Genomic DNA, 25,861 nt, shown 5'->3' with positions numbered 1-25,861 from the left:
CTTGTTGTCTGTAGCGCGAGCGTCAGGCTGCGGGGAGATCGGCTAGTTGGATGAGGCGCTGGTCTCGGCGGGTGACGAGACGGCCGCGGCCAGCGGTCATCCGCTCGTAGCGCGGCGCTCCACTGAACGGGGTGGACTGGCTGCGATCTGCCGACATCAGCAGGTACGGCGCACCCGCCGACCTGATCTGCGAGATCGCCGCGTCGGAGCCGCCTCTGGTCCAGCTGGCGTTAGCCACCGTGATCAGGTGCAGACCAACGTCGCGTGCCTCGAACAGGTAGGGCACGAGCGCTGACATCTGACTGCCAGACGAATTGACGATGTCATAGTCGTCGATGATCAGGAAGAACTCACCGCGGCCTTCCAGCCACGGCCGCTCCCGCATTTGCTGCGGGGTGACGTCAGCTGGTGGCCGCCGCTCTTCCATCTTCTGTGCGATGCCAGCCATGTAGGTCGCGACCTGGCTCAGGCTCGTGATGTTGGCGACGACGTGCGGTGTGTTCACGGCACCGAGGAGACTGCGGCGCGGATCCACGATCAGGATCTTCGCTTCCTCCGGTGTGTACCGAGTCGTGATGGACCGCGCGATCTGGCGCAGCATCGTCGACTTGCCACACTCGCTCTCGCCAAACGCCACCAAGTGCACGTCGGACATGAAGTCGATCGTGGCCGGAGTGAGGTCGTCGGCGACACCGATCGGCAGGCTCCACTGCGGCAGCCCGTCGAAGGTCATGCGGTCGTAGGCGTAGACGGTGGGCAGCATGCGCACCCGTGGTGCCGGAGCACCCGTCCAGTGCTTCGTGATCTCACGGATGAGCTGCTCCGACGAACCGACCGCATCGACCTCGGGCCGAATAGCGAGCGTGAACAAGCCCTCGGGCGTGATGCCGAAGCCGGGCCGGGCCGGAACGTTGGGCGCCAGCTTGCGGTTGCGGCACAGCGAATCGCTCGGGTCACCGAGCTTGAGCTCGATCTTGCTGCCGAACTGGTCGGCGATAGCCGGACGGAAGTCCCGCCACCGCAGAGTCGACGCGACAATGTGGACACCGTAAGCCAAGCCTCGGGTGGCGATCTCGGTGAGCAGACCTTCGAGATCGTCGAACGTATCGCGGATGGTGTTCCACCCGTCCACGACCAAGAACACGTCCCCAAACGGATCGTCACTGAACCGGCCCGCGGCGCGCAGTTTGCGGTAAGCCGCCATCGATTCGATGCCGTGCTGGGCAAACCTGGCTTCGCGGTTGTTCAGGACCTCCAGCACTTCGCTGACGGTCCGGCGAACCTGGAGGCCTTCCAAACGCCCGGCGACTCCACCGACGTGTGGCAAATCCCTAAGCGCACCAAGCGAACCGCCACCGAAGTCCAGACAGTAGACCTGAACCTCTTGCGGCGTATGGGTTAGCGCCAGCCCCAGGATCATCGTGCGCAGCAGTTGCGACTTTCCGCTCTGCCCACCACCCGCGATCGCGACGTGACCGGCGGCGCCTTCGGCCAGGCGCAGCCAGTGGGCGTCACGCGCCTGCTGGGCTGGCTTGTCGATGATCAGCACCGGAACCCTCAGCGCCCCACGCAATTCGGGGTTAGCGACCGTCAAGCCACGGCCCTCGACCAAGCCAACCTGGCCGAACGGAAGGTCCAGCGGATCGGAGATGTCCAGCGGCGGCAGCCACACCTGGTGCGCTGGCGGACCCTGGCCGATCATGCGCTCGATCATGACGTCCATCAGGCTCTCGCCGGGCTTGACGTCCCAGTTGACTTCTGGCTCAGCGTTTTTCGGCTTCGCTGGCACGGGCACGAAACGCGTCGAGAAGTCGTAAATCAGATCGATATCCGGGTTTCGGCGGCGTTCCTGAGTACCAGATGATTTCTTGAAGGATCCTGAAACGTAAGCGGCCTTGAAGCGTTGCAGCGGCTCGGAACCGAACTTGAGATAGCCGTGTCCCGGGGCCTTGGGAAGGTCGTAAGCGTCGCCAACCCCAAGCACCGCACGCGATTCCATGGCGGAGAAGGTGCGCAGACCGATGCGGTAGGACAGGTGCGTGTCCAGACCACGCAACCGGCCTTCCTCTAGCCGCTGGCTCGCCAGCAGCAGGTGGATGCCGATCGACCGGCCGACGCGTCCAATTTGGACGAAGATCTCGATGAACTCCGGGTTAGCGGTAAGCATTTCGGAGAACTCGTCACAGACGATGAACAGTGATGGCAACGGAGCCAGCGCCGCACCACCGGCACGCGCCTTCTCATAGTCCTTGAGGTTGGCGAAGTTTCCGGCCTTGGCCAGCAACTCCTGGCGCCGCATGACTTCACCGACGATGGCGTCACCCATGCGGTCGACCATGCCAGCCTGACCCTCAAGGTTGGTGATAACCGCGCTGGTGTGTGGCAAGCGATCCAGCGAGGCGAAGGTCGCGCCACCCTTGAAGTCGACGAGCACGAAGTTGAGCAACTCCGAGGAGTGCGTGGCCGCGAGCCCGAGCACGAGTGTGCGCAGGAACTCCGACTTACCGGAACCGGTGGCACCGATCAGCAGACCGTGTGGGCCCATGCCGTCTTGAGCCGATTCCTTGATGTCCATCTCGACCGCGGTGCCATCTGGGCCGACACCAATGGGGGTACGGAGGCGGTTGCGGTTGGATCGCGGCGCCCAGCCGTAGGCGACGTCGAAGCGTTCCGGGTCAGGGATGCCAAGCAGATCGGCGAGACCCTTCTCCGTTGTCATCGCGCTGTCAGAGGCGACGGCGGCCGCGCTCAGCCGCATCGGGGACAGACGGCGGGCGACCGCTTCAGCTTCAGCGACCGTCAGCGAGTCGGCGACGCCAACCTCGTTGGCAGACATGGCTGTTGTCGTGTGCAGCGCCCGGGTCCGGCCAACGACTTCCAGCGTCAGCATGCTCCGGTCGAGCATGCGGGGCGGCGTGCCGTCCATGTCGATGATGGTGACCCCGGCGATCCCTTCGGGGACGCTCAGGTGACCAGCATTGTTCATGTCAGCGCCGTCAAGCACGACCACCACGTGCGGATGGCCTTCGCCGTTGCCGAAGCGCGGGCGGCTCGCGAGCACATCACCGAGCATCTTTTCCAGCTCGGCAGCCGAAGTCGCGTAGAGCCGGGCCGGTCCCAGAGCGTCCACAAGCGACGGATGCTGGTTGTGCGGCAACCACTTCACCCAGTCCCAGGCTTCGCGCCGGTACGGCGAGGAGCAGACCGCGACGAGGAGGTCATCGGGCGCGTGGAACGTCGCGAGCTGGGTGATCATCGCGCGGGCGAGGCCCTGAGCGTCGGTGCCTTCGTCGTCATTGGACATATAGCCGCCACGGTACGTTCCGCTGGCGGCCTCGTTGCGCAAGAAGATCCGGCCGAAGCCCTTGATCGACAAAGCGACGGGCAGATCGTCGACCACCGAATAGGCGTCCAGGAACCGCCTTAGGGCACCCGCCGTCATGGGCTCAAGCTCTTCGAGCGGACGGGTCTCCGGTGGCACAAGCGGTGTGGCCAGCGACTGCGGGCCGATGCCCACGCGCACGATGCCAAAGTCGGGGTCGTGCAGACGCCGCTCCCACAAGCGGAAACTGTCCACAGTGGACCAAAGACGCTGCGGGTCAGGGTGCCGGTAGTAGAGGCCGTGCCGCTGCTGCTGAACGGTCCGCCTGGCGTTACGCCGCAGGCCTGCCAAGTGCCGCAGGTATTCGCGGCGGGCGGCCATCATCTCGTGCTTCTTGGGGCCACCAGAGTTGGAGAAACTGGCTGCAATCATGCCAAGACTGGACAAGCCCATCAAACCGCCGGCCACGTAAGTCATGGGCCCACGGGTGCCGCTGCCCATGCCGTACATCATGCCCATCGACACAACGCCGCCAAGGGTCGGCAAAATCATCATGGCCTGCTGCCACTTTTGCCCCGATGCCTGTGGAATCTCTGGTGGAGCGTCGATAACCAGCTCACCACTAGGGATTTCGGGCGCGGGCCTCCTCGGCAACCGCTTCATGATGACTGTTCCCACGTCGCCCTCCTCCCCATTTCGCACGGACTGCGTGCCGCGAACGGCACTATGTTATGGCAGTCTTAGCGTCGTGACCCACCCCGCTACCCTCACCTCTGGCACCGGGCTGACCCGAGTTACGTTGCATACGCCGCAACGCCGGGTAGATGTGGCTTTGCCGGCCTCGGTGGTCCTCGCTGAACTCCTGCCTGAATTGTTGCGCCATGCCGGAATTGGCCTCGCCGACGATGGTGAGAATCACGGCGGCTGGATCGCCCGGCGTGCCGACGGCACCCCGCTGGACGAAGCGAAGTCCTTGGCACAGCTCAACATCCGCGACGGCGAAGTTCTGCACTTGGTGCCCGCCCGGGAACAGTGGCCCGAGCTGGAGTACGACGACGTAGTTGAGGCGATCGCGGCCGGTGCCCGCAAACGCGGTGCGGCCTGGACTCCTGCGGCCACTCGAGTGTCCACATTGGCCGGTGCCGGGATTCTCCTGCTCGCCGGAGTCATGGCGATGCTCGCTGGCGGACCGGCCTGGGCACCAGGCGGCTACCTGGCCCTGACCGTCGCCGTACTTTTGCTGGTCGGTGGAGTGCTCGCGTCACGCGCCTATGGCGATGGCATCGCGGGCAGCGCCCTGGCCGGATTCGCCCTGCCTTACGCCTTCGCCGGTGGCGCGCTGCTCATCGGCGACACCGCGGTTTTGAACGGCGTCGTGCCGACCATGCTGTGGCTGGGCTCGCCTCAGCTGCTCGTCGGCTGCGTCGCCATCCTGCTGTTCGCCGCCCTTGGGGCTGCCGGTGTGGGACACGGCATGCGCATCTTCATGGCTGGCGGCATGGTTGGCCTGCTTGGCGCGGCGACCTCACTGCTGGCTTTCTTTGGTGCTCCCGGTGCGGCCGCGATTCTGATGGCCACACTGGTTTGTGGCATCGGCCTGCTGCCCGTGCTCGCGATCAGGTTCGGCAAAGTGCCCGTGCCGTCGGTGGCGCTGCCGCGCGATTCGGAGTCGTTCTCCGTGTCGGCTCCCGGCCGCGACCGGTCCACGCTTGACCTGCCCGACCGCAGCCGGGTCTTCGCCGCTGTGAGCCGGTCTGAGGAACTACTGACAGGCATGCTGCTCGGCTACACCGCATTGGTTGCCTTCGCCAGCCTCGTGCTCGCGATCGCCGGTGGCGTCGCTGGCCGGGTTCTTATAGCGGTGGCTGCTACGGCGTTGCTGCTGCGGTCACGGCTCTTCGTGACCATCCGCCAGCGCGGGCCTTTGATCGCGGCGGGACTGCTGGGTCACATGCTGCTCCTGGGCGGCATCGTGTTCTCGGCTAGCTCGACAAGCCGGGCTTTCTTCGCTGTGGGCGCGGTTTTGCTGGCGCTGATCGTCGTGCTCGCTGGGCAGACCTGGAGCCGTCAGGCACCATCGCCCTACGTGGGACGGGCCGCCGACTTGTTCGACCTCCTGGTCGTCATCAGCGTCGTGCCGGTCGCGGCCTGGGTGCTCGACATCTACGGCATCATCCAGGGCCTGACTTCCTGACCCTGCCTCGCTTTAACTGCCCGGCCGTTCCCGAATGGCCGGGCTTTCTTTCTGCGCGGTTTCTGTTCGGACGCCGCATACGGTTGCGGCCTCCCCCGCGACGACGCTCGGGTCCGCGCTTCCCGGGCTCGCGGTGCTGTCGCTAGTCACGCCTTTACCACGGCTCGAACTTGCGCCGCTTCACCGTAAGGAAGCTTCCGGCAGGCCGAGTTCCACCAGGCGAGGAAACACCAGCTACCGTCTACTTAGTCGTGATCCACAGCCCAATCTGAGATCCACAGCCCTTCAGGCGTGATCAACAGGCCGTTCGATCACGTCCCACCGGATGTGGATCTCGACCCGCAAAGGAAGGATGCGCGCAATCGGGGGTGCGCCCAGAGAAGCGGTCAGAGCTTGCGCAGGAGGGTGAGGCCGCTGCCGACGAGGACGGCGAAGCCGGCGAGTGCGGCTGCCAGGCCACCGACGCGGCTGCTGGTGCTCTCCTGCACGGTGGCGGCGACGGCGTTGACGGCCGGGGTGACGGTTTCCACAAGGGACGAACCAAAGCCGGCCTTGCCGGGAGGCGGTGCCGTGTCGAGCGGGTTGGCGACGACGGAAGGCACGTCAGCGGTCAGCGCGGCACGGGGGTCGACGGCACCAAACCCGTACTGGTCGTCCCGCCCCGGAACACCTTCGTCACGAGCCGTCATGATCAGACGCTGCACCACGTTGGCGGCGCTCATCTCCGGCCACTTGCTCCGGATCAGCGCGGCGGTGGCGGCGACCAGTGGCGCGGCGAAGCTCGTGCCCTGAACCCGCTGATAGCCACCAGGTTTCGCCCCAACGAGGTCCGAGCCCGGTGCCGCGAGCACCGTGGACGGTCCGCTCAGGGAACCCTTCCACAGATCACCGCGCGGGTTGAGTGCGGTTACCGCGACGACCCCCGGCTCGCGAGCGGGATACCAAGTCGTGCCCGGACCGTCAGCCAGCACATTGCCAACACAGGCCACGACAACGACATCGTGGGCGAAGGCGTAATCGATCGCGTCGGCGAGCAGGGAGTTGACGGCGCCACCGCCCAGCGACAGGTTGATCACCTTGGCGCCGTGATCGACGGCCCAGATGATGGCGTCGGCCACGACACTCGCGTCGTCGTATTCGTTCTTCGCGTCCAGTACCCGAATAGGAAGGATCTTGGAATCTGGGGCTAAGCCAGCCGCTCCGTGCCCATCGGAACTGCGCCCGGCGATCAGGGCCGCGACTGTCGTGCCATGCCCGACCTCGTCAGCCGTGCCATCTCCACCCGGCGCAACAAGATCGAGGCCAGGCAAAACCTGCCCGGCCAAGTCTGGATGGTCGCCCGCGACACCGGAATCAATGACCGCGACGGTCACCCCGGCGCCCCTGGACTGACGCCACACCTTGTCGGCTTGCAGCAGGTTGAGCTGCCACTGGTCGTCTCGGACGTGGTCACGGGAAACGGCTGAGACGGCGAGATCGCGATCGTGGACAAGGTCAGCGGGACCGCCGCGGTCCAGTGGTGCGGCCGCGATGAGCAGGCCCACCAACGTCATCACTGCGAGCACACGAAGGAGCGCGACCGCATAACGCGCGCGCGATGTCGGGGGTATCGGCGGGGGAACGATGCCGCCATTCTGCCCGAATCACCTAGCAGCTGCCACCGCGGACTTCAGGCACATGATCCCGTCGAAACCGCGGACGTAGCCGACCTGCCCTGCGCGGCGATGTTCTCCGCCGCTTCTGCTGTCACCGCGTACCCGACCTGCTGGTTGTCTGCCGCGGCGGCGAAGATGATCCCGAGAACTTCACCTTTGGGGGTGATCAGCGGGCCGCCCGAGTTTCCACTTCGGACTAATCCTTTGATCGTGTAAACCTCGCGGGTAACCGTGCCGTTCTCGTAGATATCCGGCCCCGTGATGTTGCCCACTTCGCGAATTCTGGCTTCCTGTGCGTTGTAGGGGCCATCGAGCGGGAAGCCGAGAACGATCGCGTCGTCGCCTGAGCCGGCTTCCTTTGGCGCGAAAGGCATGACGGGAGCGTCCAGACCCGGCACATGCAACACGGCGATGTCCAGCTTGGCGTCGTAGGCGACGACCTTGGCGGACAGCGTGTTCTTCTTGACGACGACCTTGACGGTCTTCGTGCCCGCGACCACGTGCGCGTTGGTCATCACGTGGTCGTCGGCGTAGACGAAACCTGAGCCTTCGATGCGGCGGCTGCAGCTGGGCGCCGTCCCCAGCACCTTGACGACGGACTCTTCGGCTTTGACCACCACGGGAAGCTTCGCCAAGCGGCCGTCTGGCGGCGGAACTTCCTTGACCTGGGTCGGCACCAGGCTGCCGAAGACTTCGGGGAAGCCATTGGTGTCAACCGTTTGCTGCAGCGCTTCGGTCAGCTCGGTGGCCTGCGCGGGCATGATCCCGTTGATCGCCCTGATCATGAAGCTATTGCGGACCGCACTAGACAGCCACGGTTCTGACGCGTTGCTCAGTGGCACGGCCACCAGCCAGGCCACGATCGACACCGCCATCAGCGAGACGAAAGCACCGCCGATGTCGTCGATGACCTGCCCGCTGCGTCCCGTGATGCCTCGGCGCAGCTTGCTGCCCAGCCAGCCGGCGAGCGCCTGCCCGAGCACGGCGAGGCCAAACACGACGGTCAACGACACGATCAGCTTGATGCCGGGCGACTCGGTCAACCCGGCCAGCAACGGGCCAAGCTGCAGCCCAATCAGCGCCCCGCCGAAGAAACCGGCGAACGACAGCACCCCGATGACAAACCCCTGGCGGTAGCCACTGATCGCGAAGAGGACCAGGAGCAAGATCAGTATTACGTCGATTGCCGACATCGGCTCAGCCTACGGACTCAGAGCGAAAACTGGGAACGGGGCAGCATCTCCACCCGGCTCGTGTCCCACGGTTGGGTCCATCCACCGAGATCAAGCAACGCGGAAATAACACCTGCGGTAAATCCCCAAACCAGCATTCCCTTAACCTGAAAAGCCGGGCCAATAAAACCGCTGGGATGCTTGACGCGTAAGCGATTTGCCGGATCTGCTAGCTCTTGGACTGGTAACCGGGCCACGTGCGCCACCTCGTCCGGCGAGGTCGTGTCGACCGGATGCGGCTTGTGCCACCAGGCCAGCACCGGGGTCACGAGGAAGTCGCTGACCGGGATCCATAGCTGCGGCAACGCCGTTAGGACCGTCACACTCGACGGGTCCAGCCCGACTTCTTCTTCGGCTTCCCGTAACGCGGTCGCGGTCGCATCGGCGTCTTCCGGATCGGCCGCTCCTCCAGGGAACGCGACTTGCCCGGCGTGCGTACGCATCCGCGCGTCCCGTTGCAGCACCAGCAGATCCGGGCCTTGCTCTGGCTCCTCACCAAACAAGACGAGCACCGCGGCCGGACGCCCTTGGCTGGGCGTCTCCAGGCGAGTGAAGTCCTGGCGCTCACTGTCCCGGGCCCGGGACAGAAGCGGCTCAAACCACACTGGAAGTCCTTCGGTCACGCGGTCATCTCAGCGATCTCGGCGACGCGAGGCCCTTTCAGCAGTTTGATGGCCTGCTCACGATCGGTGGGGCCGATGCCGTAGGACGGGCACTGACTCGCTAGTGGACACGCCCCGCACGCCGGTTTCTTCGCGTGGCAGACGCGCCGCCCGTGGAAGATCACCCGGTGCGACAGCATCGTCCAGTCCTTCTTCTCGACCAGTGCCCCGATCGCGAACTCGATCTTCACGGGGTCGGTCTCGGTGGTCCACTCCCATCGCTGCACTAGCCGGGAGAAGTGGGTGTCGACCGTGATGCCGGGGACGTCGAAGGCGTTGCCCAGGATGACGTTGGCGGTCTTGCGGCCCATGCCGGGCAGGGTTACCAGCTCATCGAGTGTGCGGGGCAGATCTCCCCCCCGCTCTACGAGAGCGGCACCGAGGTTGATCAGTGAGTTGGTCTTGTTACGGAAGAATCCGGTCGGCCGGATCATCTCTTCCATCTCCGCCCGGTCGGCGGCGGCATAGTCGGCGGCGGTCTGGTACTTGACGAACAGCTTCGGGGTGACCTCGTTGACCTTCGCGTCGGTGCATTGTGCCGACAGGATCGTGGCGACCGCGAGTTGCAGCGGCGTTTCGTGGTCGAGCTCGCAGTGTGCGTCTGGGTGGATCTCGGCGAGCTCGCGTGCCATCTTGCGCACGCGGCGCTTGAGCGCCAGTTCGGTCTCGTTCTTCGGCACGTTCTACAGCGTACTTATCGAGCCGTCAGCGCCGAAACGAGCGCCACTCGAGGGAAAGTCTTGCTGCGTCATATCGCGCAGGCGTTTGAGCGCGTTCTGCTGTGGGTCGGGCCTTGGCACACCGGGGGTGCTATCGAAGATCGTCGAAGCGAAGGTTCCCGAGACGAACGCGCCATCCGCTGTGAGCGTGGCCTTGAGCACGCCGCCCCAGCCAACGACCTCGCCGCCCTTCAGGCCCGTACCCCCGGAGAAGTTGCCAAGGCTGTGAACGATGAGCCGGCCCCTATATAGCTCTGCCCCGCGCATGGTGTGCGGCCCGTGGCCGAAGATGATGTCAGCGCCCGCGTCGATGACCGCGCGTGAGAAGGCGATGGGGTCGCCCCGGTTCTCCCCGAGGAAGTATTCGGTGCCTGGCTTCACATGGCTCTTGTCAGCGCCTTCGGCACCCCAGTGCACTTGGATCGCCACGATGTCAGCCATCCCGGAGGCCTTCTGGACGATCTCTTTCGCGGTGGCAAGGTTGGTGAGGCTGTTGTCCCGTGCGTACGAGGAAAAGCCGAGCACGGCGACCTTGAGGCCCTTGACGTCCATGACGGTGATCCGTCCCTTGGCGCCGGTGTGGTGCAGGCCGGCCGCCTCAAGCGCCTTTTGCGTATTCAGGTAGCCCTGTGAGCCGAAGTCGGCGCCGTGATTGTTGGCCTGGTTCAGCAAGTGGAACCCGGCGTCGCGCAGACGTTCGGCATATCGCGGCGGGGTGCGAAACGTCCGGCAGTTCTCCGAAGGCGTTGGGCCGCATTTGTTGGATCCGGTGTCGTCGGTGAGCACCTGCTCAAGGTTGCCCATGACGAGGTCAGCGGGGAACAAGTGCTTTACCTGATCGAAAAAATTCCTGCCGTCGTTGGCTGGCAAACGGTCGGGGGCGACGCCCATGACGATGTCGCCAACCGACGACATCGTGATCGTTTTTGACGACTCCAGCGAGGGCGCCGGTGACGGAGTGGAATTGGCCACAGGATCGGGGAATCCCGTCGCGTCACGCCACAGCGGCTGACTGCTGGCACTTGATCGCACCGCAGCCCAGCCCAGTCCGACGGCCAACACAAGAATGACCACCGTCGATATGATGGCGGGCATCCGGTAGCGCAGCAAGATTTCCTTCATGACGCGTGCAGGTTACCCTGCCGTCAAACCTTTGCGTGGCCCACAGGTCTGTGCGGCCACTGCGTCAGGCATGGCTCGCTATGCGGCCATGGCTGACAAGGTGGTCTGATTCTGGGGGTTGGCGTCCGGTTGTGGCCTGCCTGTGCCTAGACTGGCCTCGCGGGGCTTATGCGCTGCATTAGTGGAGGTAGCAATGGACGAGGTGCTTGCCCGCAGCGGTATCTTCCAGGGCGTCGACCCGGAAGCCGCCGAGGCGCTGGCTCGTGAAATGGAGACGATCGAGATTCGCAAAGGCGAAGTCGTCTTCAACGAAGGCGAGCCGGGCGACAGCCTCTATATCGTACTTTCCGGCAAGATTAAGCTCGGACGGCGCGCCGCCGACGGCCGGCAGAATCTAGTGTCCGTCATGGGCCCGTCCGACATGCTCGGTGAGCTGTCGCTCTTCGACCCGGGACCACGCACGGCCACCGCGACCGCGGTCACTGACTGCCGTCTTGCCCGCCTGCGCAAGCAAGCCCTGCGGCCCTGGCTCAACAACCGCCCGGAGATCGCCGAGCAGCTGCTGCGGGTGCTCGCCCGCCGTCTGCGCCGCACCAATGACGCGCTCGCCGACCTCATCTTCACCGACGTGCCTGGCCGTGTCGCGAAGAACCTCCTACAGATGGCAGGCCGGTTCGGCACGCGTGATGGTGGCGTTTTGCGGGTGACCCACGACCTCACCCAGGAAGAGCTCGCTCAGCTCGTTGGCGCCTCGCGAGAGACCGTCAACAAGGCGCTGGCCGACTTCGCTTCGCGCGGCTGGCTTCGCCTCGACGGCAAGAGCGTGATCATCCTGGACCCCGAGCGTCTGGCTCGCCGCGCCCGCGTCTAAGCCGTGTCCAGTGCCGCCATATCATGCCATAAACGGACATATCGCCTAACATCACTGTCGCGAACCTGACTTCCGCACGTCAGCAGTTCGCAAGACCTCGTTGACCCGATCGTACGTGTCCACAGTGACCGATCACTCGCGAACAGTTGCGTCCCCTCGCGATCGGTTGCGTCGGTACTCATCCGACGATCGAAAGAGGTCCCTTCCACTATGAACGCGTGGGTTCGACGCTCACTTCAGGCAGGCGCCCTGACCGCTGGTGCGGTCATGTCCGCCGGCACAGCTGCGTACGCCGCCGACACCACCTTGATCAGCGCGGATAACACCGGCCTGCTTAACGGCACGCAGGTCTTCGCACCGATCCAGGCTCCGATCAACCTGTGTGGCATCGCCGCTGCTGTCGGTGGCGGCGCGTCCGCCGGCTGCGAGGGCGGCAGCACCGCCATCCAGGGTTTGCATGACGTCAAGATGATCAGCGCCGGCAACACGGGCATCCTCAACGGAACCCAGGTCTACGCGCCGATCCAGGCCCCGATCAACCTGTGCGGCGTGGCCGTGTCAGTGCTCGGGGAAGCCACCGCCGGTTGCGAAGGCGGCTCCAAGGCTGTCATCGGGAAAGACAAGCACCACAAGAAGCAGCACCGCGCCGAGTCCGCGCCGAAGGCCGAAGTTCTCGGCACCGTCACGGGTCTCACCCAGAACCTTCCCTTGGTGGGCGGCCTTACCCAGAACTTGCCGCTGGTCGGTGGCCTCACCCAGGGCGGCGGCCTGCCGGTCGTCGGCCCACTGCTGAGCGGACTGCTCGGCGGCGGTGGCGTCGCCAATGTCGTTGATGGCGTTGACATCGACGCGCTCGACTCGGTGGGCACCATGCGCCACACCGAGAGCAACCGCACCGAGAGCGAGGGCGGACAGCACAGCGACGGTGGCCAAGGTGGTGGCTGCGGCTCGACGTGCCCGCCCGTCACGCCGCCGACGACGCCTCCCACCACGCCCAAGCCGCCGCACCACGAGCCGTGCGAGCACGGCCACGGCAAGGACGTGAAGCTGATCAGCAGCGGCAACGTCGGCATCCTCAACGGAACTCAGGTCTACGCGCCGATCCAGATCCCGATCGACGTCAGCGGCATCGCCGTTGGCGTGCTGGGTGAGGCTACGGCGTGGAGCCACGGCGGTGCGACCGCCCGCTAAACGCTTAACCCTTTCGCTGAAACAGCCTCTGTCCACTATGGACAGAGGCTGTTTCTATTGGATGATCGCGAGCAAGGCGCCCGTGTCCACGAGAGCGCCGGGGCGCACTTTGACCACAGACACCACACCATCGGCGGGTGCGTGCACGGGATGTTCCAGCTTCATGGCTTCGAGCGTAAGGAGCAGCTCTCCCGCTCCGACGCGCTGGCCTGGCGCGACGAGCACGCGACCAACGGCGCCAGGCAACGGTGCGGTCAGCGAGCCCTCTTCCAACTCCGCTGAGGGCAACGGAAAGCGCGGGAGTTCGTGCAGAGCGACCGATCCTTCGACACTGTCCAAATAGGACACGTCGCCGACTCTATGTACATCAACCGTCAGGCGTACGCCTGCTACGTCTAGTACCACCTCGTGTGGGGCGGCGGACACGACCGCGACCGGCGGGTGATCGTCGATGACGCCGACTTGCCCCAGCCCAGCCAGGTCAAGCTCTTCGGGATCGACGGCACGGACCCACCACTGGGCCAGCGCGCCAGACGCGTCGAGCCGGTAGCCGACCTCGACCGGGCCGGCCGGACCGTCGTAAACGATGGTTTGCGCCGTCGAAGCAACGTTGCGCCAGCCCGACGGGAGACTCGTGCCAGCGTTCGCGTGCCGGGCCGCGGCGCCTGCTAGTGCGGCAGCCAGACAGCTCAGCCGGACCGCCTCCACAGAGGACAGCAAGGGCGCGAACACTTCCGGCTGCCGGTCGAGCAGGCCGGCATCGATCTGCCCGGACAGGAACGCGGGATGCCGCAACACCCGCACGAGAAGGTCGCGGTTCGTCAGCAGGCCATGGACTTTCGTGCGGGCGAGCGTGGCCGCGAGCATGCGAGCGGCCTCGTAGCGGGTCGGCGCCCACGCCACCACCTTGGCCAGCATCGAGTCGTAGTGCACGCCCACAACGGATCCGGCTTCCACGCCAGAGTCGAGGCGTACCCCCGGTTGCATGAGCGGGCGGAAATTGCCTGCCACATTGGGCACTTCAAACCGGCTGAGCTTTCCCGTCGCGGGAAGCCAGTTCGAGGCCGGGTCCTCGGCGCACAGCCGTGCTTCGATCGCGTGGCCACGCATCGGTGGCGCGGAGACGAAAGGCAGCCGTCCGCCCTCGGCGAGAAACAGCTGCAGCCGCACGAGATCGATCCCGGTCACGCACTCGGTCACGGTGTGCTCGGCCTGCAGGCGGGTGTTCATTTCGAGGAAGAAGAACTCGCCCTCGGGAGTGAGCAGGAATTCCACCGTGCCGATCCCGGAATAGCCGACCGCCTGCGCCACGGCCACCGCCGCTGAGCACAGGTTTTCCCGCAGCTCTGGCGTCACCGCTGGCGACGGCGTCTCCTCGATGAACTTCTGATGCCGACGCTGAATCGAGCACTCGCGCTCGCCGAACGTGACCGTGTTGCCGTGCTGGTCGGCGATGATCTGCACCTCGATGTGGCGCGCCTTGTCGACGTAACGCTCACAGAACACGGTGTTGTCGCCGTAGGCCGAGAACGCTTCGCGGCGTGCGGACGAGACGGCTTCGCCCAGTGATTCCGCGTTGTGCACGATGCGCATGCCGCGACCGCCACCGCCGACGGCCGCCTTCACCAGCACGGGGAATTCGTCCACCGTGGACACATCCGTCCACGAGGGAAGGACCGGCACATCCGCCTCGGCGAGCAAAGTTTTCGCATCGATCTTGGAGGCCATCACCGAGATGACGTTGGCGGGCGGGCCGACCCAGGTGAGGCCGGCTTCCGTTACGGCAGCGGCGAATTCAGCGTTCTCGGCGAGGAACCCGTACCCGGGATGGATAGCGTCGGCACCGGTTTTGCGTGCCGCCGCGATGATCAGGTCGCCGCGCAGATAGGTCGCGCTCGGCGCGTTTCCCGGCAGCTGAACGGCGTAGTCGGCTTCGCGGGCGAACGGCGCATCCGTGTCCGCGGTGGAATGCACGGCGACCGTCTCGATGCCAACCGCGCGGCAGGTAGCGAAGATCCGGCGGGCCACCTCGCCCCGGTTCGCGACCAGGAGTCTTCTGATCATGGCGAGGCCTCCAGCACCGCAAGGCAAATGCCCAGCACCGTCCGGGTATCCCGGGGATCGATCACGCCGTCAAAGCAACTGACGCCAAGGCTGGGCCAGGTGAAGCGGAACCCGTTGTGCGCCAACGCGAAATCGGGTGGTTCTGGCCCGAGCAAAATGGTCACCTGCGGTTTCCCTAAAAGTGCGCGGGAAAGCGCCGGCTGCGCGGCAGCACCAGGCCCACCAAAAACCAGTGAGGGTACGCCGGCGAGCGTCGCCTGGCGGATAAGTTCGAGTCCTTTCTGTACAGCCGCACCGTCAAGGTGTGCCGAGGTGTTGCCGAGCACCGCGACGCGATGACCGTGCACCGTGCCGAATCCCGTGATCAAAGCGGGTGACTTGTGGGCACGGAACTCGTCGAAGACGGAGTCATCGAGCACCCGCGCCAGCACTTCGTGGATCTCGTCGCGGCCAACCGCGAGCATGTCCTCTAGCTCGTGGCGCGGTGGCGGGCCAAAGCGGTGCAGCCGCGGCCCACCGGCGGGCACGAGACGCCGCACGGCTTGGCGCATCAAGCGCAGGGCGTCGCGCTCGTCATCGGCGACGGCGTCGGCATCAAGCGGATCGCCGTGCCCACGCACCATGATCGTGTGATCGGCGACGGGTGGTTCCGTGAACGCTCCGAAGACGACACAGAACCCGGGCGCGGAAACTTGCCGCGCCTCGGCGGAGGTTTCCCACAGGAAGATCAGCGGCAGGCCGAACTGCCGGGCGAGTTCGGCGGCCCGCAGGGCTTTGGGCAGCCCGTCGACGGTCAGGCCGACCTCCTGAACGGTCGGGTCATTCCCGACAATCATGCAAAGCGCCTGTTCAACAACACCAATCGCGGTCACGACCCCGGCTCCGGCGGGCTGGCCGTGCGTCGCGGACAGTTCCAGCAGCGCGCTGTCGCGGTCGATCAGCAGCTCAATGCGTTCCCGGGGCAGCAGTTTGCCCCGCGCGTGATGCCTCGTGACCTCCCGTTCGCCGCCGCCTTCGCGAGCCTGTGTGTGGGCAGCATCCAGCGCCGACAGCGCGGCAAGCGCCGTGCTGCGATTGTCCAGAAAGGACGGCGCGCGGGGGTCGAGCGCGGTGTCAAGAAACGTCATCCGAACCTGATCTGAAGTCATGCACCGCCGCGACGGTGATTCCTCACCGTCGTATGACATCTGTGGCAACGAGTGGTTCAGGCCCGGCGACACGCCGCCATCGGCGCGTCGTCTTAAAGTCCTTCTACCGCCGCTTGAACAAGTGATCCAGGAAGGTCAACACCGGGCCTCGCTGCTTGATGTGCTGCGTGGGTGGACCGTCGTCGGGCACCGGTCCGTGGACCGGGCGGCCACCGCCGTTGAGGTCGACGTTGACGAGCAGTTCCTCGAGGGCACGAGCGGTAGGACGTTTTGCCGGATCGTTGGTCATACCGAGCCGCAGGACCGCGATCAGTTCCTCGGGGCACCCGTCAACTTCAGGGATCGGCTCGGTGAATAACTCGATCAAGGCCAGCAGTCCGGGCGGCTGATTCTTCTGCCAGCGCGGTGGCGCGCCCGTGAGCAGGGCATAGAGCGTCGCGCACAGACCGTAGACGTCACCGGGCGGCGCTGGCTCGGCCCGGCGGAACGCCTCTGGTGGCGCGTAGGCCGGGGTCATCACGTCGAGGGTGATGTGCGGGTCGCGTTGTTCGGCCAGGATCGCCAGACCGAAGTCGGCCAGGGCTGGTTCACCGAAAAGGCTGACCAGGATGTTGGCCGGCTTCACGTCCCGGTGCACGATGCCGCGCTCGTGAGCGTCAGCCAGTGCGTCAGCGATCTTCACCCCAATGTCGCGGACTACTTGCGGGCGTAGCGGCATCAAGTCCTGATAGGACCCCGCGCACAACTCCATGACCAAATACGGGTGGTTGTCCGCGGTCACCCCGGCGTCGAAGAGATCCACGACGTGCGGGTGAGACGACATCTTGCCGGTGGCGTGAGCTTCCCGGACGAACCGGGCACGATCCCGCTCGCTTTCCAGCTTGAAGTTCTCCACCTTGATCGCGACCTCACGCCCCACGGCCGCCTGGCGTGCCCGGAAAATCGTGGCATATCCGCCGACAGCGAGCAGGGAAAATTCGGTCAGCCCAGGGATTTCGGGCAGCGATGAAGGACGTTTAGGGGTGGGGCTCACGCGCTAGACGGTAGCAGCGCGGCCCGCTCGCTGACTTGCTGAGTTGCGTGCGCCAGCGTGGACGCGCGAGCCAGGGCTTCAGCAGCCTCTTCGGCGCGCCCTGCCGCCGCGAGACACTCCGCCAGAACCCTCGCTGAGCGCACCTGGCTGCGAATATCAACCGCTGGCACCGTCTCGGCCAGCAACGCGGCATCCAGGGCGGCCTCGGTCTGATCCAGCGCCAGCAACGCTTTGGCATAGATAGAGATCGACTGCCGCCGGGAGAACAGCATCGATGGCGCGTGCGGGTTTTCCGCGATCGGGGTCAGCAACCGGGCCGCCATCGCCGCGTCACCGGCGGCTAGCCGGGCCGCCGCCAGCAACGATCGTGGTCCAATGCGAGCTGGATCTAGTACTCCGTATGGACTCACCATGGTCAGCACGGACCGTGCGTCGAGTTCGGCGGCCTCATGGTCGCCACGGTCCAGCGCGACAAAGCCGCGGACCGTGCCCGCCATGCCGACGAGCAGCGGATGCGAAATCTTCTCGCCCTCGGTCAGGGCCTCGGTGAGCAAGTCCTCCGCGTGGCCGTATTCGCCTAGCCCTCGCGCCACGACACCGCGAGCCACCAAGGCGAACCCGCAGCCCCAGACGTCGCGCACAGCGGCGAAGTCACGGTAGGCCCGGCGGGCTTCACGGTCTGCTTCGGAGAGTTCACCGAGCTCGCCAGCGGCGAACGCGGCCACCGCCCGCAGCGTTCCGACCGCCCACGCTTCGCCCACCCGTTCCCCGAATGGCAAGAACACCCTCGCTAGCCGCAGGGCCTCGGTCAGGCGGCCTGCCAGCAGGCGCGCATAAGCGGTCGTGCCACGCAGCCAAGCCCTGCCCACGGGATCTTTGGACTGGGCGAACAGTCTGGCCGCGTGACCGAGCGCGGCATCGGCACCGGCGAAATCGCCCCGGGTCGTGGTGACCCACGCGAGGTCCTGCAGCGACCAGGCCTGCGACTTGCGATCACCGGCCGCGACGGCGATCTGGTAGGCCCCGGCGAATCGGCTCGACGCGTCGGCCAGGCGGCCCTTCACGAAGTCGGCCATGCCCAGGCGGCGCAACGCTTCCGCGCGTTCGCCGGGCAGGTCAGCCTCCGTCGCCACGGTCAGCGCCTCGGCCCACAGGCGATAGGCCCCCTCGCCGTCACCGGACGTCAACTGGGCCCGGCCGGCCACGAGCAGTGCCCCGGCACGCGTGCGGGCGTCCTCGGCCGCGTCGGCCACGAGCTTCTCCGCGTCGTGCTGTGCCTCGGTTACCCGTCCGGATTGCAGGAGCGCGCGGGCGTAGACCAGCCTGTCCCGCAGTGGCAGCCCACCGTTGGCGAGCCGTTGCGCCCGCTCCCCGTAGGACACCGCTTCGGCGGGCTCGCCGGCTGCCGCCGCTCGCCTCGCCGCGCGGCCCAGAGCATCGATCGCCAGCGGCACCACTTGGCGGGCTGGCACGTCAGGCCGCAACCGCACCGCATCGGCCAGTTTGGCGGCTTGTTCCGCGTGCTCGGCGATGAACGAGTCCCAACTGTCCATATCGGACTCAGCCGTGGCATAGGCCCCACCTGCTGGGGTCACGGCCTTGGTCGCCGCCCACCGGGCCAGGAAGGCGTGCCGTTCGGCCAGGTCGGTCTTGCCGACCCCGGCATAGGCCGCTTGCCGCAGCAACGGTGTCGCGAAGGCGAACCCGCCGCGCACACGCCGCAGCATGCGGCGCTGCAACAGCTCGTCAACGGCGCGTTCCAGCTCGACGGCGACGACCGCGGCCGGGCGCGGGTCACGGCCAGCGCGCCTTTCCCTAAGCGCCTCAAGGGTTCCCGTCGGGACCGTGTCACCCACAACGGCGGCGTCACGCAACACGGCCCGCGCTTCGGCCGGCAGGGCATCGATACGAGCCGCGAGCACGGCCGCCAGGTCACGGGTCAGCAAGGTGGCGTCCATCGACCCGGGCACAAGTCGCCATTGAGCACCGGTCTTGGTCATGGCCCCGCGTTCCATCAGCAAGGTCACGAGCTCAGCCAGGTAGAACGGGTTGCCCTGAGCGGTGGTCAGCAGACGGTCCTCATCGGACTGTGGGAGCCTGCCGCCCTTCAGATAGGCGGTCAGCAAACGAGCCGCGTCAGCGCCGCGCAGCGGCGAGAGGGTCAGCGCCTCCGCGTCGGCGACCCGTGTCATACGCCCCGCCTTGCGCACCAACTCCGGCCGCCCCAGGAGCAGCACGAGCACCGGGCCGGTCAGCTCTTCGAGCGCAGTGCCAAGGGCGTCAATGGTTTCCGGCGTCGCGTCATGCAAGTCGTCCACGATCACGACGAGCGGCGACTCCAGCGCTAGACCGCTCAGCAAACCAGCCAGAGCCAGCGACAGCTTCTTGCTGTCACGGCTGGATTCCGGGTCTGTTCCCGGCACACCGTGCAAGGCCAGCTCATGTGGCGCGCCAAAGCCGAGCAGGAGCAACAGCGCCTCGATGTCAATCTTCACCGGGGCGCCTGGGCTGCTGCGATGCGACAGTCTGTCCGCTAGGCGCCGCAATCGCTCTTCGACCGCCGACCGGGTGGCCGCCGTGGCACTATCAACGGACAGTCCTATCGCGAGCTTCACCAGATCGGCGAGCGGAGCGAGCCTGCGGCGTTCGCCAAAAGCCGCACAGCGCACCGACAAGACCCGGGCACCGGTTCTGGCCGCGAATCGTCCGGCGACGCTTACCTCGTACCCGTTGGCGAATCGCTCCACTTCGGACGCCAGCCGGCTCTTGCCGATCCCCGCCTCAGCGGTGAAGACGAGAACCCTCGGCTCATCACGGTCGACGACTTCGGCCAGACGTCCCGCGACGCGGCCCAGCTCAGCTTCGCGGCCGACGAACGGTCCTTCTTCACCGAGCCCCGCTCGCGTGCCCCGGGCGTCGTGCAGGCCGAGCAGTTCAAACGTCTCGACCGGTTCCCGCTTTCCCTTGAGCCGCAACGGCCGCAGCGTTCGCCAGCTGGCCACGGCGCCGGTCGCGGCTACCGTGCGCGCCCCGGCATAGATCGCCCCAACGGCAGCGGCATCCGCCAGCCGGGCAGCCGTGTTCACGGTGTCGCCGATGACCGTGTATTCCAGTCCAGCTTGGACACCCGCGAGCACCGGCCCCGTGTTCAGGCCAACGCGCAGGCCCAGCGGCGCACCACCACCGCGCTCGTCATCAAGGACCCGGCGGACCGCCCGCTGCATCGACAACGCCGCCCTGACAGCCCGTTCCGCGTCGTCCTCGTGCGCGACCGGCGCCCCAAACACGGCCATGATCCCGTCGCCGGTCAGCTTGTCCACGTGCCCGCCGAACGTCTTCACCGCTCCCGCGAGCGCCGACATCACGCGGTCGGTAACAGCACCAACGCGTTCCGGGTCAAGCTCTTCCGACCAGCTCGTGAAGTCTGACAAGTCTCCAAACAGGACAGTCACGATTCTGCGTTCACTGGCGGGAAGTGTTGCGGCAGCAGGCAAAGCGGCGCCACAGTTATGGCAAAAGCGGGCCGCCGGCACCGGGACAGTCCCACACACCGGGCAGGTCATTTTAAGTATTCCAACTGGGCGCGCACGCTCCACTCGGCTGCCCACTTCAACTGCGGGTCGACATCGGCGTAAACGACGTCCAGCACTTCCTGTGTCGTGCGCGCTCCTTGCTCTAGCGCGGCTTTGACTTGCTCCAGCCGCTCCACGCGGTGGTTATAGAGCCACTCGGCTGCCACAGCGCAGTCGGGCAACACGGGACCATGGCCGGGCAAGGCTGGTACGCCCTGGAAGGTCTTTAGTTTTTCCAGGCTCTTGAGATAGTCGCCAACGTTGCCATCGGGCCAGGCGACGACGCTGCTGCCCCGGCCGAGGATCGTGTCCCCCGTGAAGACCGCGCCAGAGTGCAGATAGCAGACCGAATCGGCCGTGTGGCCCGGTGTCTCCAGCAGCTGAAGGCTGGGCGGCAGCTCGCCCACGGCAGCTCCGGTCAGGCGCACCAGGCGCTCCACTCCGGCGATGTGATCGGGATGCCCGTGCGTCACGAGGATCCGCCGCACGGTGACCGCATCGGTGATCGCTTTGAGGTGGGCGTCGTCGTCTGGGCCTGGATCGATCACGGTGCCGTCGTCGAACACCCACGTGTTGGTGCCTTCCAGCGTCATATAACCGGGGTTATCCGCCCGGATAAGAGTGACTCCTGAAGGCACCAGACTCATGCGACAGATGCTACTGACCCGGTTAACCCGCGACGACCTCTGCGATGAGCTCAACTTCCACCGGGACTCCCAGTGGAAGCTCTCCCACGCCAACGGCGCTGCGTGCGTGCCGTCCCTTTTCCCCAAACACCGCGCCAAAAAGCTCCGACGCGCCATTAATAACGCCTGGCTGACCGGTAAAACCTTCCGCGCTCGCGACGAAGCCGACGACCTTGACGATCCGTTCGACCTTGTCGAGGCTGCCTAACACCGATTCCAGCGCTGCCAGCCCGTTGAGCGCACAGCGTGCGGCAAGCTCCTTGGCCTGCTCGGGAGTGATGTCGGCGCCCACCTTTCCGGTTGCCAGCACCTTCCCATCAGCTATCGGGATCTGACCAGAAACGTAGACATAATTGCCCGACCGGACCGCTGGAACATAAGCGGCCACCGGCGCGGCGACGTCCGGCAGCTTGAGGCCAAGTTCGGCCAGCTTCGCGTAGGGATCAGTCATCAGGACTCCTTCGGCCGCTTCAAGTAGGCAACCAGCTGCTCCGGATTCGGGCCTGGCACAACCTGCACCAGTTCCCAGCCATCGGCACCCCAATTGTCCAGGATCTGCTTAGTCGCGTGGATCAATAGCGGCACAGTGGCGTACTCCCACTTAGTCATGCTGCTAAACCTATAGAGGCTTTGCCTCGCTGGCTGGGGTGGGGCTAAGCTGAGCCGCTGACCGACCAGGGGGAGATCACCGTGACTCAGCCAGAAAACCAGAACGAGCCGAAGCCCGCGGCTGAGGAAACCCCTGCTTTCGAAACACCGGCCTTCCCGCCGCCTCCGCTGGTCCCGGAGGCCGAGTCAACTCCGTCTGAGACACCATCTTGGTCGTCTCCGGAACCCGCTTCTCCCGCCTGGTCTTCCCCAGAGCCGCCAGCGCCCGCGTGGTCTTCCCCAGAACCCGCCGCGCCGTCCTGGTCTTCACCGGAACCAACGGCGCCGGCCGCTCAGGAGCCAGCGCCTGCCGCGCCGGCGTGGTCTTCACCGGAACCAGCCGCTCCCGCGTGGTCGTCCCCAGAGCCGACCGCGCCCACGGCCCAGGAACCAGCTGCTGCCACACCCGCTTGGTCTTCACCGGAACCAGCCGCACCGGCATGGTCATCGCCCGAGCCGGCCGCTCAAGAGCCCGCCGCGCCAGCCACTCCAGCTTGGCCCGTGGCATCTGAGCCGCAGTCGCCGGCCGCCCCCGCACCGCAGCCGCCCTCATTCCCGCCTGCCGCACCGACTTTCGAGCAGGGCACACCGCCAACTTCGGCCGCGCCGGCATCGCCTGCCGCACCGCAATACCCTGCGGCGCCTGGCTACCCCGCTGCCCCTCAGCAACCCGGTTACCCGGCGGCGCCTGGCTACCCAGCCGCGCAGCAGCCCGTGGATCCGTTCCAGCAGACCACTAATACGCCTGCCTCCGCGCAGTTGCCTGACCCGACGCAGCCGCTGCCGGTGGGCCAGCCCGGAATGCCGGTCAGCGCACAGCCTTACTCCGGCCAGCCGTATTCAGGTCAGCCCTATCCCGGCCAGCCGGGTCAGCCCTACGCCTACCCGGGCCAGCCTTACCCCGGTGCCCCGATGCCAGCGCCCAAGAAGAAGAGCAAGGCGCTGCTGATCACCGGCATCGTTCTTGGCGTTCTCGCGCTGCTGTGCGCGGCCGGTGGCGTCGGTGCCTTCTTCCTGCTCCAGGGCGGCGAAGGCAAGGGCGCGGACACGCCAAAAGCCGCCGCTCAGAACTTCCTCACCGCGGTCTACAAGGACGGCGACGTCGAGGACGCGGAGAAGCTCGTCTGCAAAGAGGCTCGGGACAAGGACGCGATCACCAAGAAGGTGAACGAGGTCAAGGACCAGAAGAGCAAGCTCAGCTCGCCGACGATCACCTGGAGCGGTCCGGACATCAAGGACGAGACCGAAGAGGCCGCCACCACCACCGTCACGCTCAAGCTGGCTACCAGCGACGAGAAGATCTCCGAGCAGACGCTCAAGCTGCAGCTCGTGAAGCGTGATGGCTGGTTCGTGTGCGAGGTGCAGGAGCAGACCAAGTAGCGTCTGGCACCATCGAAGGGTGACTTGGCCAGCCCGTCTGCATGTGGTGACCGGCAAGGGCGGCGTTGGTAAAACCACCGTCGCCGCAGCGCTGGCACTGGCTTTGACCGCCGGAGGCGAACGTGTCTTGCTGGTCGAGGTGGAAGGCAGGCAAGGGCTGGCTCAGCTATTTGAGCTGGAGCCCTTGCCTTACGCGGAGCGTCGCCTCGGTGAGGTAGACGCGGATTTGCGCCTCCTCGCGGTCGATGCCGAAGAAGCGCTCCTGGAATACCTTGAGCTGTTTTACAAGATGGGCCGGGCGGGGCGGGCGCTGCGCAAACTCGGGGCGATCGACTTCGCGACCACCGTCGCTCCCGGACTCCGCGACATTCTGCTCACCGGCAAGGTCAAGGAAGCGACGACCCGCAAGGACGACAACGGCAACCGGATGTACCGGGCTGTGGTCCTCGACGCGCCACCAACCGGCCGGATCGGACGGTTCCTCAACGTCACCGCCGAGGCGGCCCGCCTAGCCAAACTGGGGCCGATCAAGTCGCAGAGCGAAGGTGTCGCGGCGCTGTTGCGCTCGCCGATGACCTCGGTTCACCTCGTGACGTTGCTGGAAGAAATGCCGGTGCAGGAAACCACTGACGCGTTGCAAGAGCTTGCGGCCCTTGGCATTCCGGCCGGAAAGATCATCATTAACGGGTCGCGGCCGCCCTTGCTGTCCGGTCACCCAAAGGTCACGCAAGCGGCCCTCAAGCGCGGCCTCGCTGACGCGGGGCTTCCGGCGGATCAGGCTACGATCGCTGGCCTGCGAGCCGAGGCTAACGCACACCTGGCCCGTACGGCGCTCGAAGAGCAACTGCGCACGGAACTGAGCCATCTGGGGCGCCCGATCGTGGAGCTTCCGCTACTGCCAGACGGCGTCGACCTCGACGGCGTACAGCGTCTCGCGAACATCCTGGGTAGTTAGGCTGAAGATGATGCTGCGCATGGACGCTCTGCTCGCCGACCCAGAGGTGAAGATCATCGTGTGCTGTGGGTCCGGTGGCGTGGGCAAGACGACCACCGCGGCAGCGCTTGGCCTGCGGGCAGCCGAAGTCCACGGCAGGCGGACCGTTGTGCTGACGATTGATCCCGCTCGGCGGCTCGCCCAGTCGCTCGGCTTAACCGAGCTCGATAACACTCCGCGTCAGGTCAAAGACACGCAACTGCACGCGATGATGCTCGACATGAAGCGCACCTTCGACGAGGTCGTGCTGACACACACGGCTCCTGAGCGGGCCAAGGAGATCTTCTCCAACCCGTTCTACCAAGCCATGAGTTCGACGTTTTCCGGCACACAGGAATACATGGCGATGGAGAAGCTGAGTCAGCTGCGCTCGGCGGATTCGTGGGACTTGATCGTCGTGGACACGCCCCCGTCACGGTCCGCATTGGACTTTCTCGACGCGCCGGCGCGGCTCGGCCGGTTCCTGGACGGGCGCATGCTGCGCATCCTGCTCGGTCCCGCCCGCGCGGGCAGCCGCAGCGTCTTCAACCTCGTCAGCGCTTCGTTTGGCGCGTTTTCCAAAGTGGTCCAAAAGATTCTGGGCGCACAGCTGCTCACTGACCTGTCCGGCTTTGTGTCTGCTTTGGACTCGATGTTCGGCGGTTTCCGTGACCGTGCCGAAGAGACGTACCGCATCCTGCAAGATCCGCAGACAGCCTTCGTCCTCGTCGCCGCCCCGGAACCCGATGCGATCCGTGAAGCGGCCTATTTCGCCGAGCGGCTGAACGCTGAACAGATGCCGCTGGCTGGACTGGTGCTGAACCGCATGCACGAGACCGCGGTGCCGGAGCTTGACGCGGCTACCAGTGCGGCAGCCGCGTCAGCTATCCGTGCTTCGCATCCCCTCGCCGCTGAGGTTCTAGAGGTGCATTCGCTGTTGATGAGGCAGATTGTGCGGGAGTCCGGAATGGCCGCTCACTTCACGGATCAGTTTCCCGGTGTTCCCGTTGCCAAGGTCCCCGCTCAGGCGACCGATGTACACGACCTGTCCGGTCTGCGCATCATCGGCGCGGCGCTGGCGGATGCGGTGGGTTAGGCCTCAACCAGCTGTCTGCGGTTCTGATTCTGCATCGCGGTTTCGAAGGTGCGTTTCCAGCTAGACACGTGCGGGTGGCGGCGCAACAGTGCGCGGCGCTCCCGTTCGGTCATGCCTCCCCATACACCAAATTCGATTCGATTGTCCAGCGCGTCCGCCAAGCATTCGTAGCGCACCGGGCAGCCCCGGCAGATGCGCTTCGCGACGTTTTGCTCGGCCCCCTGGACGAATAGCGCGTCCGGATCCCCGTTTCGACACGCTGCGAGACTGGGCCAGTCAGTGATCATGCCAAT

At 65.9% G+C, this 25,861-nt stretch carries 21 protein-coding genes; 7 read left to right on the top strand and 14 right to left on the bottom strand.

All coding sequences use genetic code 11. The annotated features are described in order from the left end of the window. Window positions 1-22: 22 nt before the first annotated feature. Complete coding sequence (locus tag A3E1_RS0122035) at window positions 23-4,000, bottom strand: type VII secretion protein EccC (RefSeq protein WP_020522963.1); 3,978 nt, start codon at window positions 3,998-4,000, stop codon at window positions 23-25. A 70-nt stretch (window positions 4,001-4,070) separates the two neighbouring features. Here A3E1_RS0122035 and eccD point away from each other — a divergent pair, with 70 nt between their 5' ends. Then, entirely contained in the window at window positions 4,071-5,516 is a 1,446-nt protein-coding gene (eccD, locus tag A3E1_RS0122030; RefSeq protein ID WP_040391302.1) for a type VII secretion integral membrane protein EccD, read from the top strand. A gap of 386 nt (window positions 5,517-5,902) precedes the next feature. Here eccD and mycP read toward each other — a convergent pair whose 3' ends face one another. The 5 genes from mycP to A3E1_RS0122005 form a co-directional block, all read right to left on the bottom strand. Next, window positions 5,903-7,069, bottom strand: a complete 1,167-nt coding sequence (mycP, locus tag A3E1_RS41445; protein ID WP_051105104.1) for a type VII secretion-associated serine protease mycosin — start codon at window positions 7,067-7,069, stop codon at window positions 5,903-5,905. Window positions 7,070-7,185: 116 nt separating this feature from the next. Then, window positions 7,186-8,364 carry a MarP family serine protease gene (locus tag A3E1_RS0122020; protein WP_020522960.1) on the bottom strand — a complete coding sequence of 393 codons (1,179 nt, stop codon included), beginning with the start codon at window positions 8,362-8,364 and terminating at the stop codon, window positions 7,186-7,188. A 17-nt stretch (window positions 8,365-8,381) separates the two neighbouring features. After that, complete coding sequence (locus A3E1_RS41440; RefSeq protein WP_051105103.1) at window positions 8,382-9,026, bottom strand: NUDIX hydrolase; 645 nt, start codon at window positions 9,024-9,026, stop codon at window positions 8,382-8,384. Beyond that, window positions 9,023-9,745, bottom strand: a complete 723-nt coding sequence (gene nth / locus A3E1_RS0122010) for an endonuclease III (protein ID WP_020522958.1) — start codon at window positions 9,743-9,745, stop codon at window positions 9,023-9,025. The genes A3E1_RS41440 and nth overlap by 4 nt, the downstream gene beginning before the upstream one ends. A gap of 3 nt (window positions 9,746-9,748) precedes the next feature. After that, window positions 9,749-10,906, bottom strand: a complete 1,158-nt coding sequence (locus A3E1_RS0122005) for a CapA family protein (protein WP_020522957.1) — start codon at window positions 10,904-10,906, stop codon at window positions 9,749-9,751. Between the two features lie 193 nt (window positions 10,907-11,099). Between A3E1_RS0122005 and A3E1_RS0122000 the strand changes: the two genes are divergently transcribed. Together A3E1_RS0122000 and A3E1_RS0121995 are read left to right on the top strand one after the other, a co-directional pair. Continuing rightward, window positions 11,100-11,777: a Crp/Fnr family transcriptional regulator gene (locus tag A3E1_RS0122000; protein ID WP_020522956.1), complete on the top strand. Its 678-nt coding sequence runs from the start codon at window positions 11,100-11,102 to the stop codon at window positions 11,775-11,777. A gap of 210 nt (window positions 11,778-11,987) precedes the next feature. Then, window positions 11,988-12,968 carry a chaplin family protein gene (locus tag A3E1_RS0121995; protein WP_020522955.1) on the top strand — a complete coding sequence of 327 codons (981 nt, stop codon included), beginning with the start codon at window positions 11,988-11,990 and terminating at the stop codon, window positions 12,966-12,968. Between the two features lie 54 nt (window positions 12,969-13,022). Here the strand turns inward: A3E1_RS0121995 and A3E1_RS0121990 are convergent, their stop codons facing one another. The 7 genes from A3E1_RS0121990 to A3E1_RS46665 form a co-directional block, all read right to left on the bottom strand. Further along, a complete protein-coding gene (locus tag A3E1_RS0121990) occupies window positions 13,023-15,032 on the bottom strand; it encodes an acetyl/propionyl/methylcrotonyl-CoA carboxylase subunit alpha (RefSeq protein ID WP_020522954.1) in 2,010 nt (669 codons plus the stop codon). Beyond that, window positions 15,029-16,159 (bottom strand): carboxyl transferase domain-containing protein, encoded by a 1,131-nt coding sequence (locus tag A3E1_RS41435; RefSeq protein WP_051105124.1) that lies wholly within the window; start codon window positions 16,157-16,159, stop codon window positions 15,029-15,031. Before A3E1_RS41435 ends, A3E1_RS0121990 begins: the two co-directional genes overlap by 4 nt. 124 nt (window positions 16,160-16,283) lie before the next feature. Then, entirely contained in the window at window positions 16,284-17,213 is a 930-nt protein-coding gene (locus tag A3E1_RS41430) for a serine/threonine-protein kinase (protein WP_051105102.1), read from the bottom strand. Further along, on the bottom strand, window positions 17,210-20,776 hold the full coding sequence (locus tag A3E1_RS0121975; protein WP_026208710.1) for an adenylate/guanylate cyclase domain-containing protein: 3,567 nt from the start codon (window positions 20,774-20,776) through the stop codon (window positions 17,210-17,212). Before A3E1_RS0121975 ends, A3E1_RS41430 begins: the two co-directional genes overlap by 4 nt. Beyond that, entirely contained in the window at window positions 20,773-21,432 is a 660-nt protein-coding gene (locus A3E1_RS0121970; protein WP_051105101.1) for an MBL fold metallo-hydrolase, read from the bottom strand. The genes A3E1_RS0121975 and A3E1_RS0121970 overlap by 4 nt, the downstream gene beginning before the upstream one ends. Before the next feature lie 22 nt (window positions 21,433-21,454). Next, entirely contained in the window at window positions 21,455-21,922 is a 468-nt protein-coding gene (locus A3E1_RS0121965) for a RidA family protein (RefSeq protein WP_020522950.1), read from the bottom strand. Beyond that, window positions 21,922-22,080, bottom strand: a complete 159-nt coding sequence (locus tag A3E1_RS46665) for a DUF4177 domain-containing protein (RefSeq protein WP_020522949.1) — start codon at window positions 22,078-22,080, stop codon at window positions 21,922-21,924. Before A3E1_RS46665 ends, A3E1_RS0121965 begins: the two co-directional genes overlap by 1 nt. Window positions 22,081-22,289: 209 nt before the next feature. Between A3E1_RS46665 and A3E1_RS47755 the strand changes: the two genes are divergently transcribed. Genes A3E1_RS47755 through A3E1_RS0121940 form a run of 4 tightly spaced genes read left to right on the top strand, consistent with a single transcriptional unit; the run spans window position 22,290 to window position 25,568 of the window. Then, window positions 22,290-22,631, top strand: coding sequence for a hypothetical protein (locus tag A3E1_RS47755; protein ID WP_169454436.1), 342 nt, complete (start codon window positions 22,290-22,292; stop codon window positions 22,629-22,631). Beyond that, window positions 22,621-23,499, top strand: a complete 879-nt coding sequence (locus tag A3E1_RS47305; RefSeq protein ID WP_169454434.1) for an Rv0361 family membrane protein — start codon at window positions 22,621-22,623, stop codon at window positions 23,497-23,499. Before A3E1_RS47755 ends, A3E1_RS47305 begins: the two co-directional genes overlap by 11 nt. Window positions 23,500-23,518: 19 nt before the next feature. Continuing rightward, window positions 23,519-24,454, top strand: a complete 936-nt coding sequence (locus A3E1_RS0121945) for an ArsA-related P-loop ATPase (protein ID WP_020522946.1) — start codon at window positions 23,519-23,521, stop codon at window positions 24,452-24,454. A gap of 7 nt (window positions 24,455-24,461) precedes the next feature. Next, on the top strand, window positions 24,462-25,568 hold the full coding sequence (locus A3E1_RS0121940; RefSeq protein ID WP_020522945.1) for an ArsA family ATPase: 1,107 nt from the start codon (window positions 24,462-24,464) through the stop codon (window positions 25,566-25,568). Here A3E1_RS0121940 and A3E1_RS0121935 read toward each other — a convergent pair. Further along, a complete protein-coding gene (locus A3E1_RS0121935) occupies window positions 25,565-25,861 on the bottom strand; it encodes a WhiB family transcriptional regulator (RefSeq protein WP_026208707.1) in 297 nt (98 codons plus the stop codon). The two genes, A3E1_RS0121940 and A3E1_RS0121935, sit on opposite strands and share 4 nt — an antisense overlap.

Origin of the sequence: Catelliglobosispora koreensis DSM 44566 (assembly GCF_000379685.1) — a bacterium.
GTDB classification, from domain to species: Bacteria; Actinomycetota; Actinomycetes; order Mycobacteriales; family Micromonosporaceae; genus Catelliglobosispora; species Catelliglobosispora koreensis.
The sequence above is the reverse complement of the archived record's forward strand: the minus strand, read 5'-3'. Positions and strand labels throughout refer to the sequence as shown.

What these genes read in the sequence shown, in the direction of transcription:
- A3E1_RS0121975 (WP_026208710.1), bottom strand. Translation starts at nt 20,776, where the DNA reads ATGACCTGCCCGGTGTGTGGGACTGTCCCGGTGCCGGCGGCCCGCTTT.
- A3E1_RS0122005 (WP_020522957.1), bottom strand. Translation starts at nt 10,906, where the DNA reads ATGAAGGAAATCTTGCTGCGCTACCGGATGCCCGCCATCATATCGACG.
- A3E1_RS0121965 (WP_020522950.1), bottom strand. Translation starts at nt 21,922, where the DNA reads ATGACTGATCCCTACGCGAAGCTGGCCGAACTTGGCCTCAAGCTGCCG.
- A3E1_RS0121990 (WP_020522954.1), bottom strand. Translation starts at nt 15,032, where the DNA reads ATGATCAGAAGACTCCTGGTCGCGAACCGGGGCGAGGTGGCCCGCCGG.
- A3E1_RS0121940 (WP_020522945.1), top strand. Translation starts at nt 24,462, where the DNA reads ATGATGCTGCGCATGGACGCTCTGCTCGCCGACCCAGAGGTGAAGATC.
- A3E1_RS0121970 (WP_051105101.1), bottom strand. Translation starts at nt 21,432, where the DNA reads ATGAGTCTGGTGCCTTCAGGAGTCACTCTTATCCGGGCGGATAACCCC.
- A3E1_RS46665 (WP_020522949.1), bottom strand. Translation starts at nt 22,080, where the DNA reads ATGACTAAGTGGGAGTACGCCACTGTGCCGCTATTGATCCACGCGACT.
- mycP (WP_051105104.1), bottom strand. Translation starts at nt 7,069, where the DNA reads ATGACGTTGGTGGGCCTGCTCATCGCGGCCGCACCACTGGACCGCGGC.
- A3E1_RS0122000 (WP_020522956.1), top strand. Translation starts at nt 11,100, where the DNA reads ATGGACGAGGTGCTTGCCCGCAGCGGTATCTTCCAGGGCGTCGACCCG.
- A3E1_RS0122020 (WP_020522960.1), bottom strand. Translation starts at nt 8,364, where the DNA reads ATGTCGGCAATCGACGTAATACTGATCTTGCTCCTGGTCCTCTTCGCG.
- A3E1_RS41435 (WP_051105124.1), bottom strand. Translation starts at nt 16,159, where the DNA reads ATGACGTTTCTTGACACCGCGCTCGACCCCCGCGCGCCGTCCTTTCTG.
- A3E1_RS0121995 (WP_020522955.1), top strand. Translation starts at nt 11,988, where the DNA reads ATGAACGCGTGGGTTCGACGCTCACTTCAGGCAGGCGCCCTGACCGCT.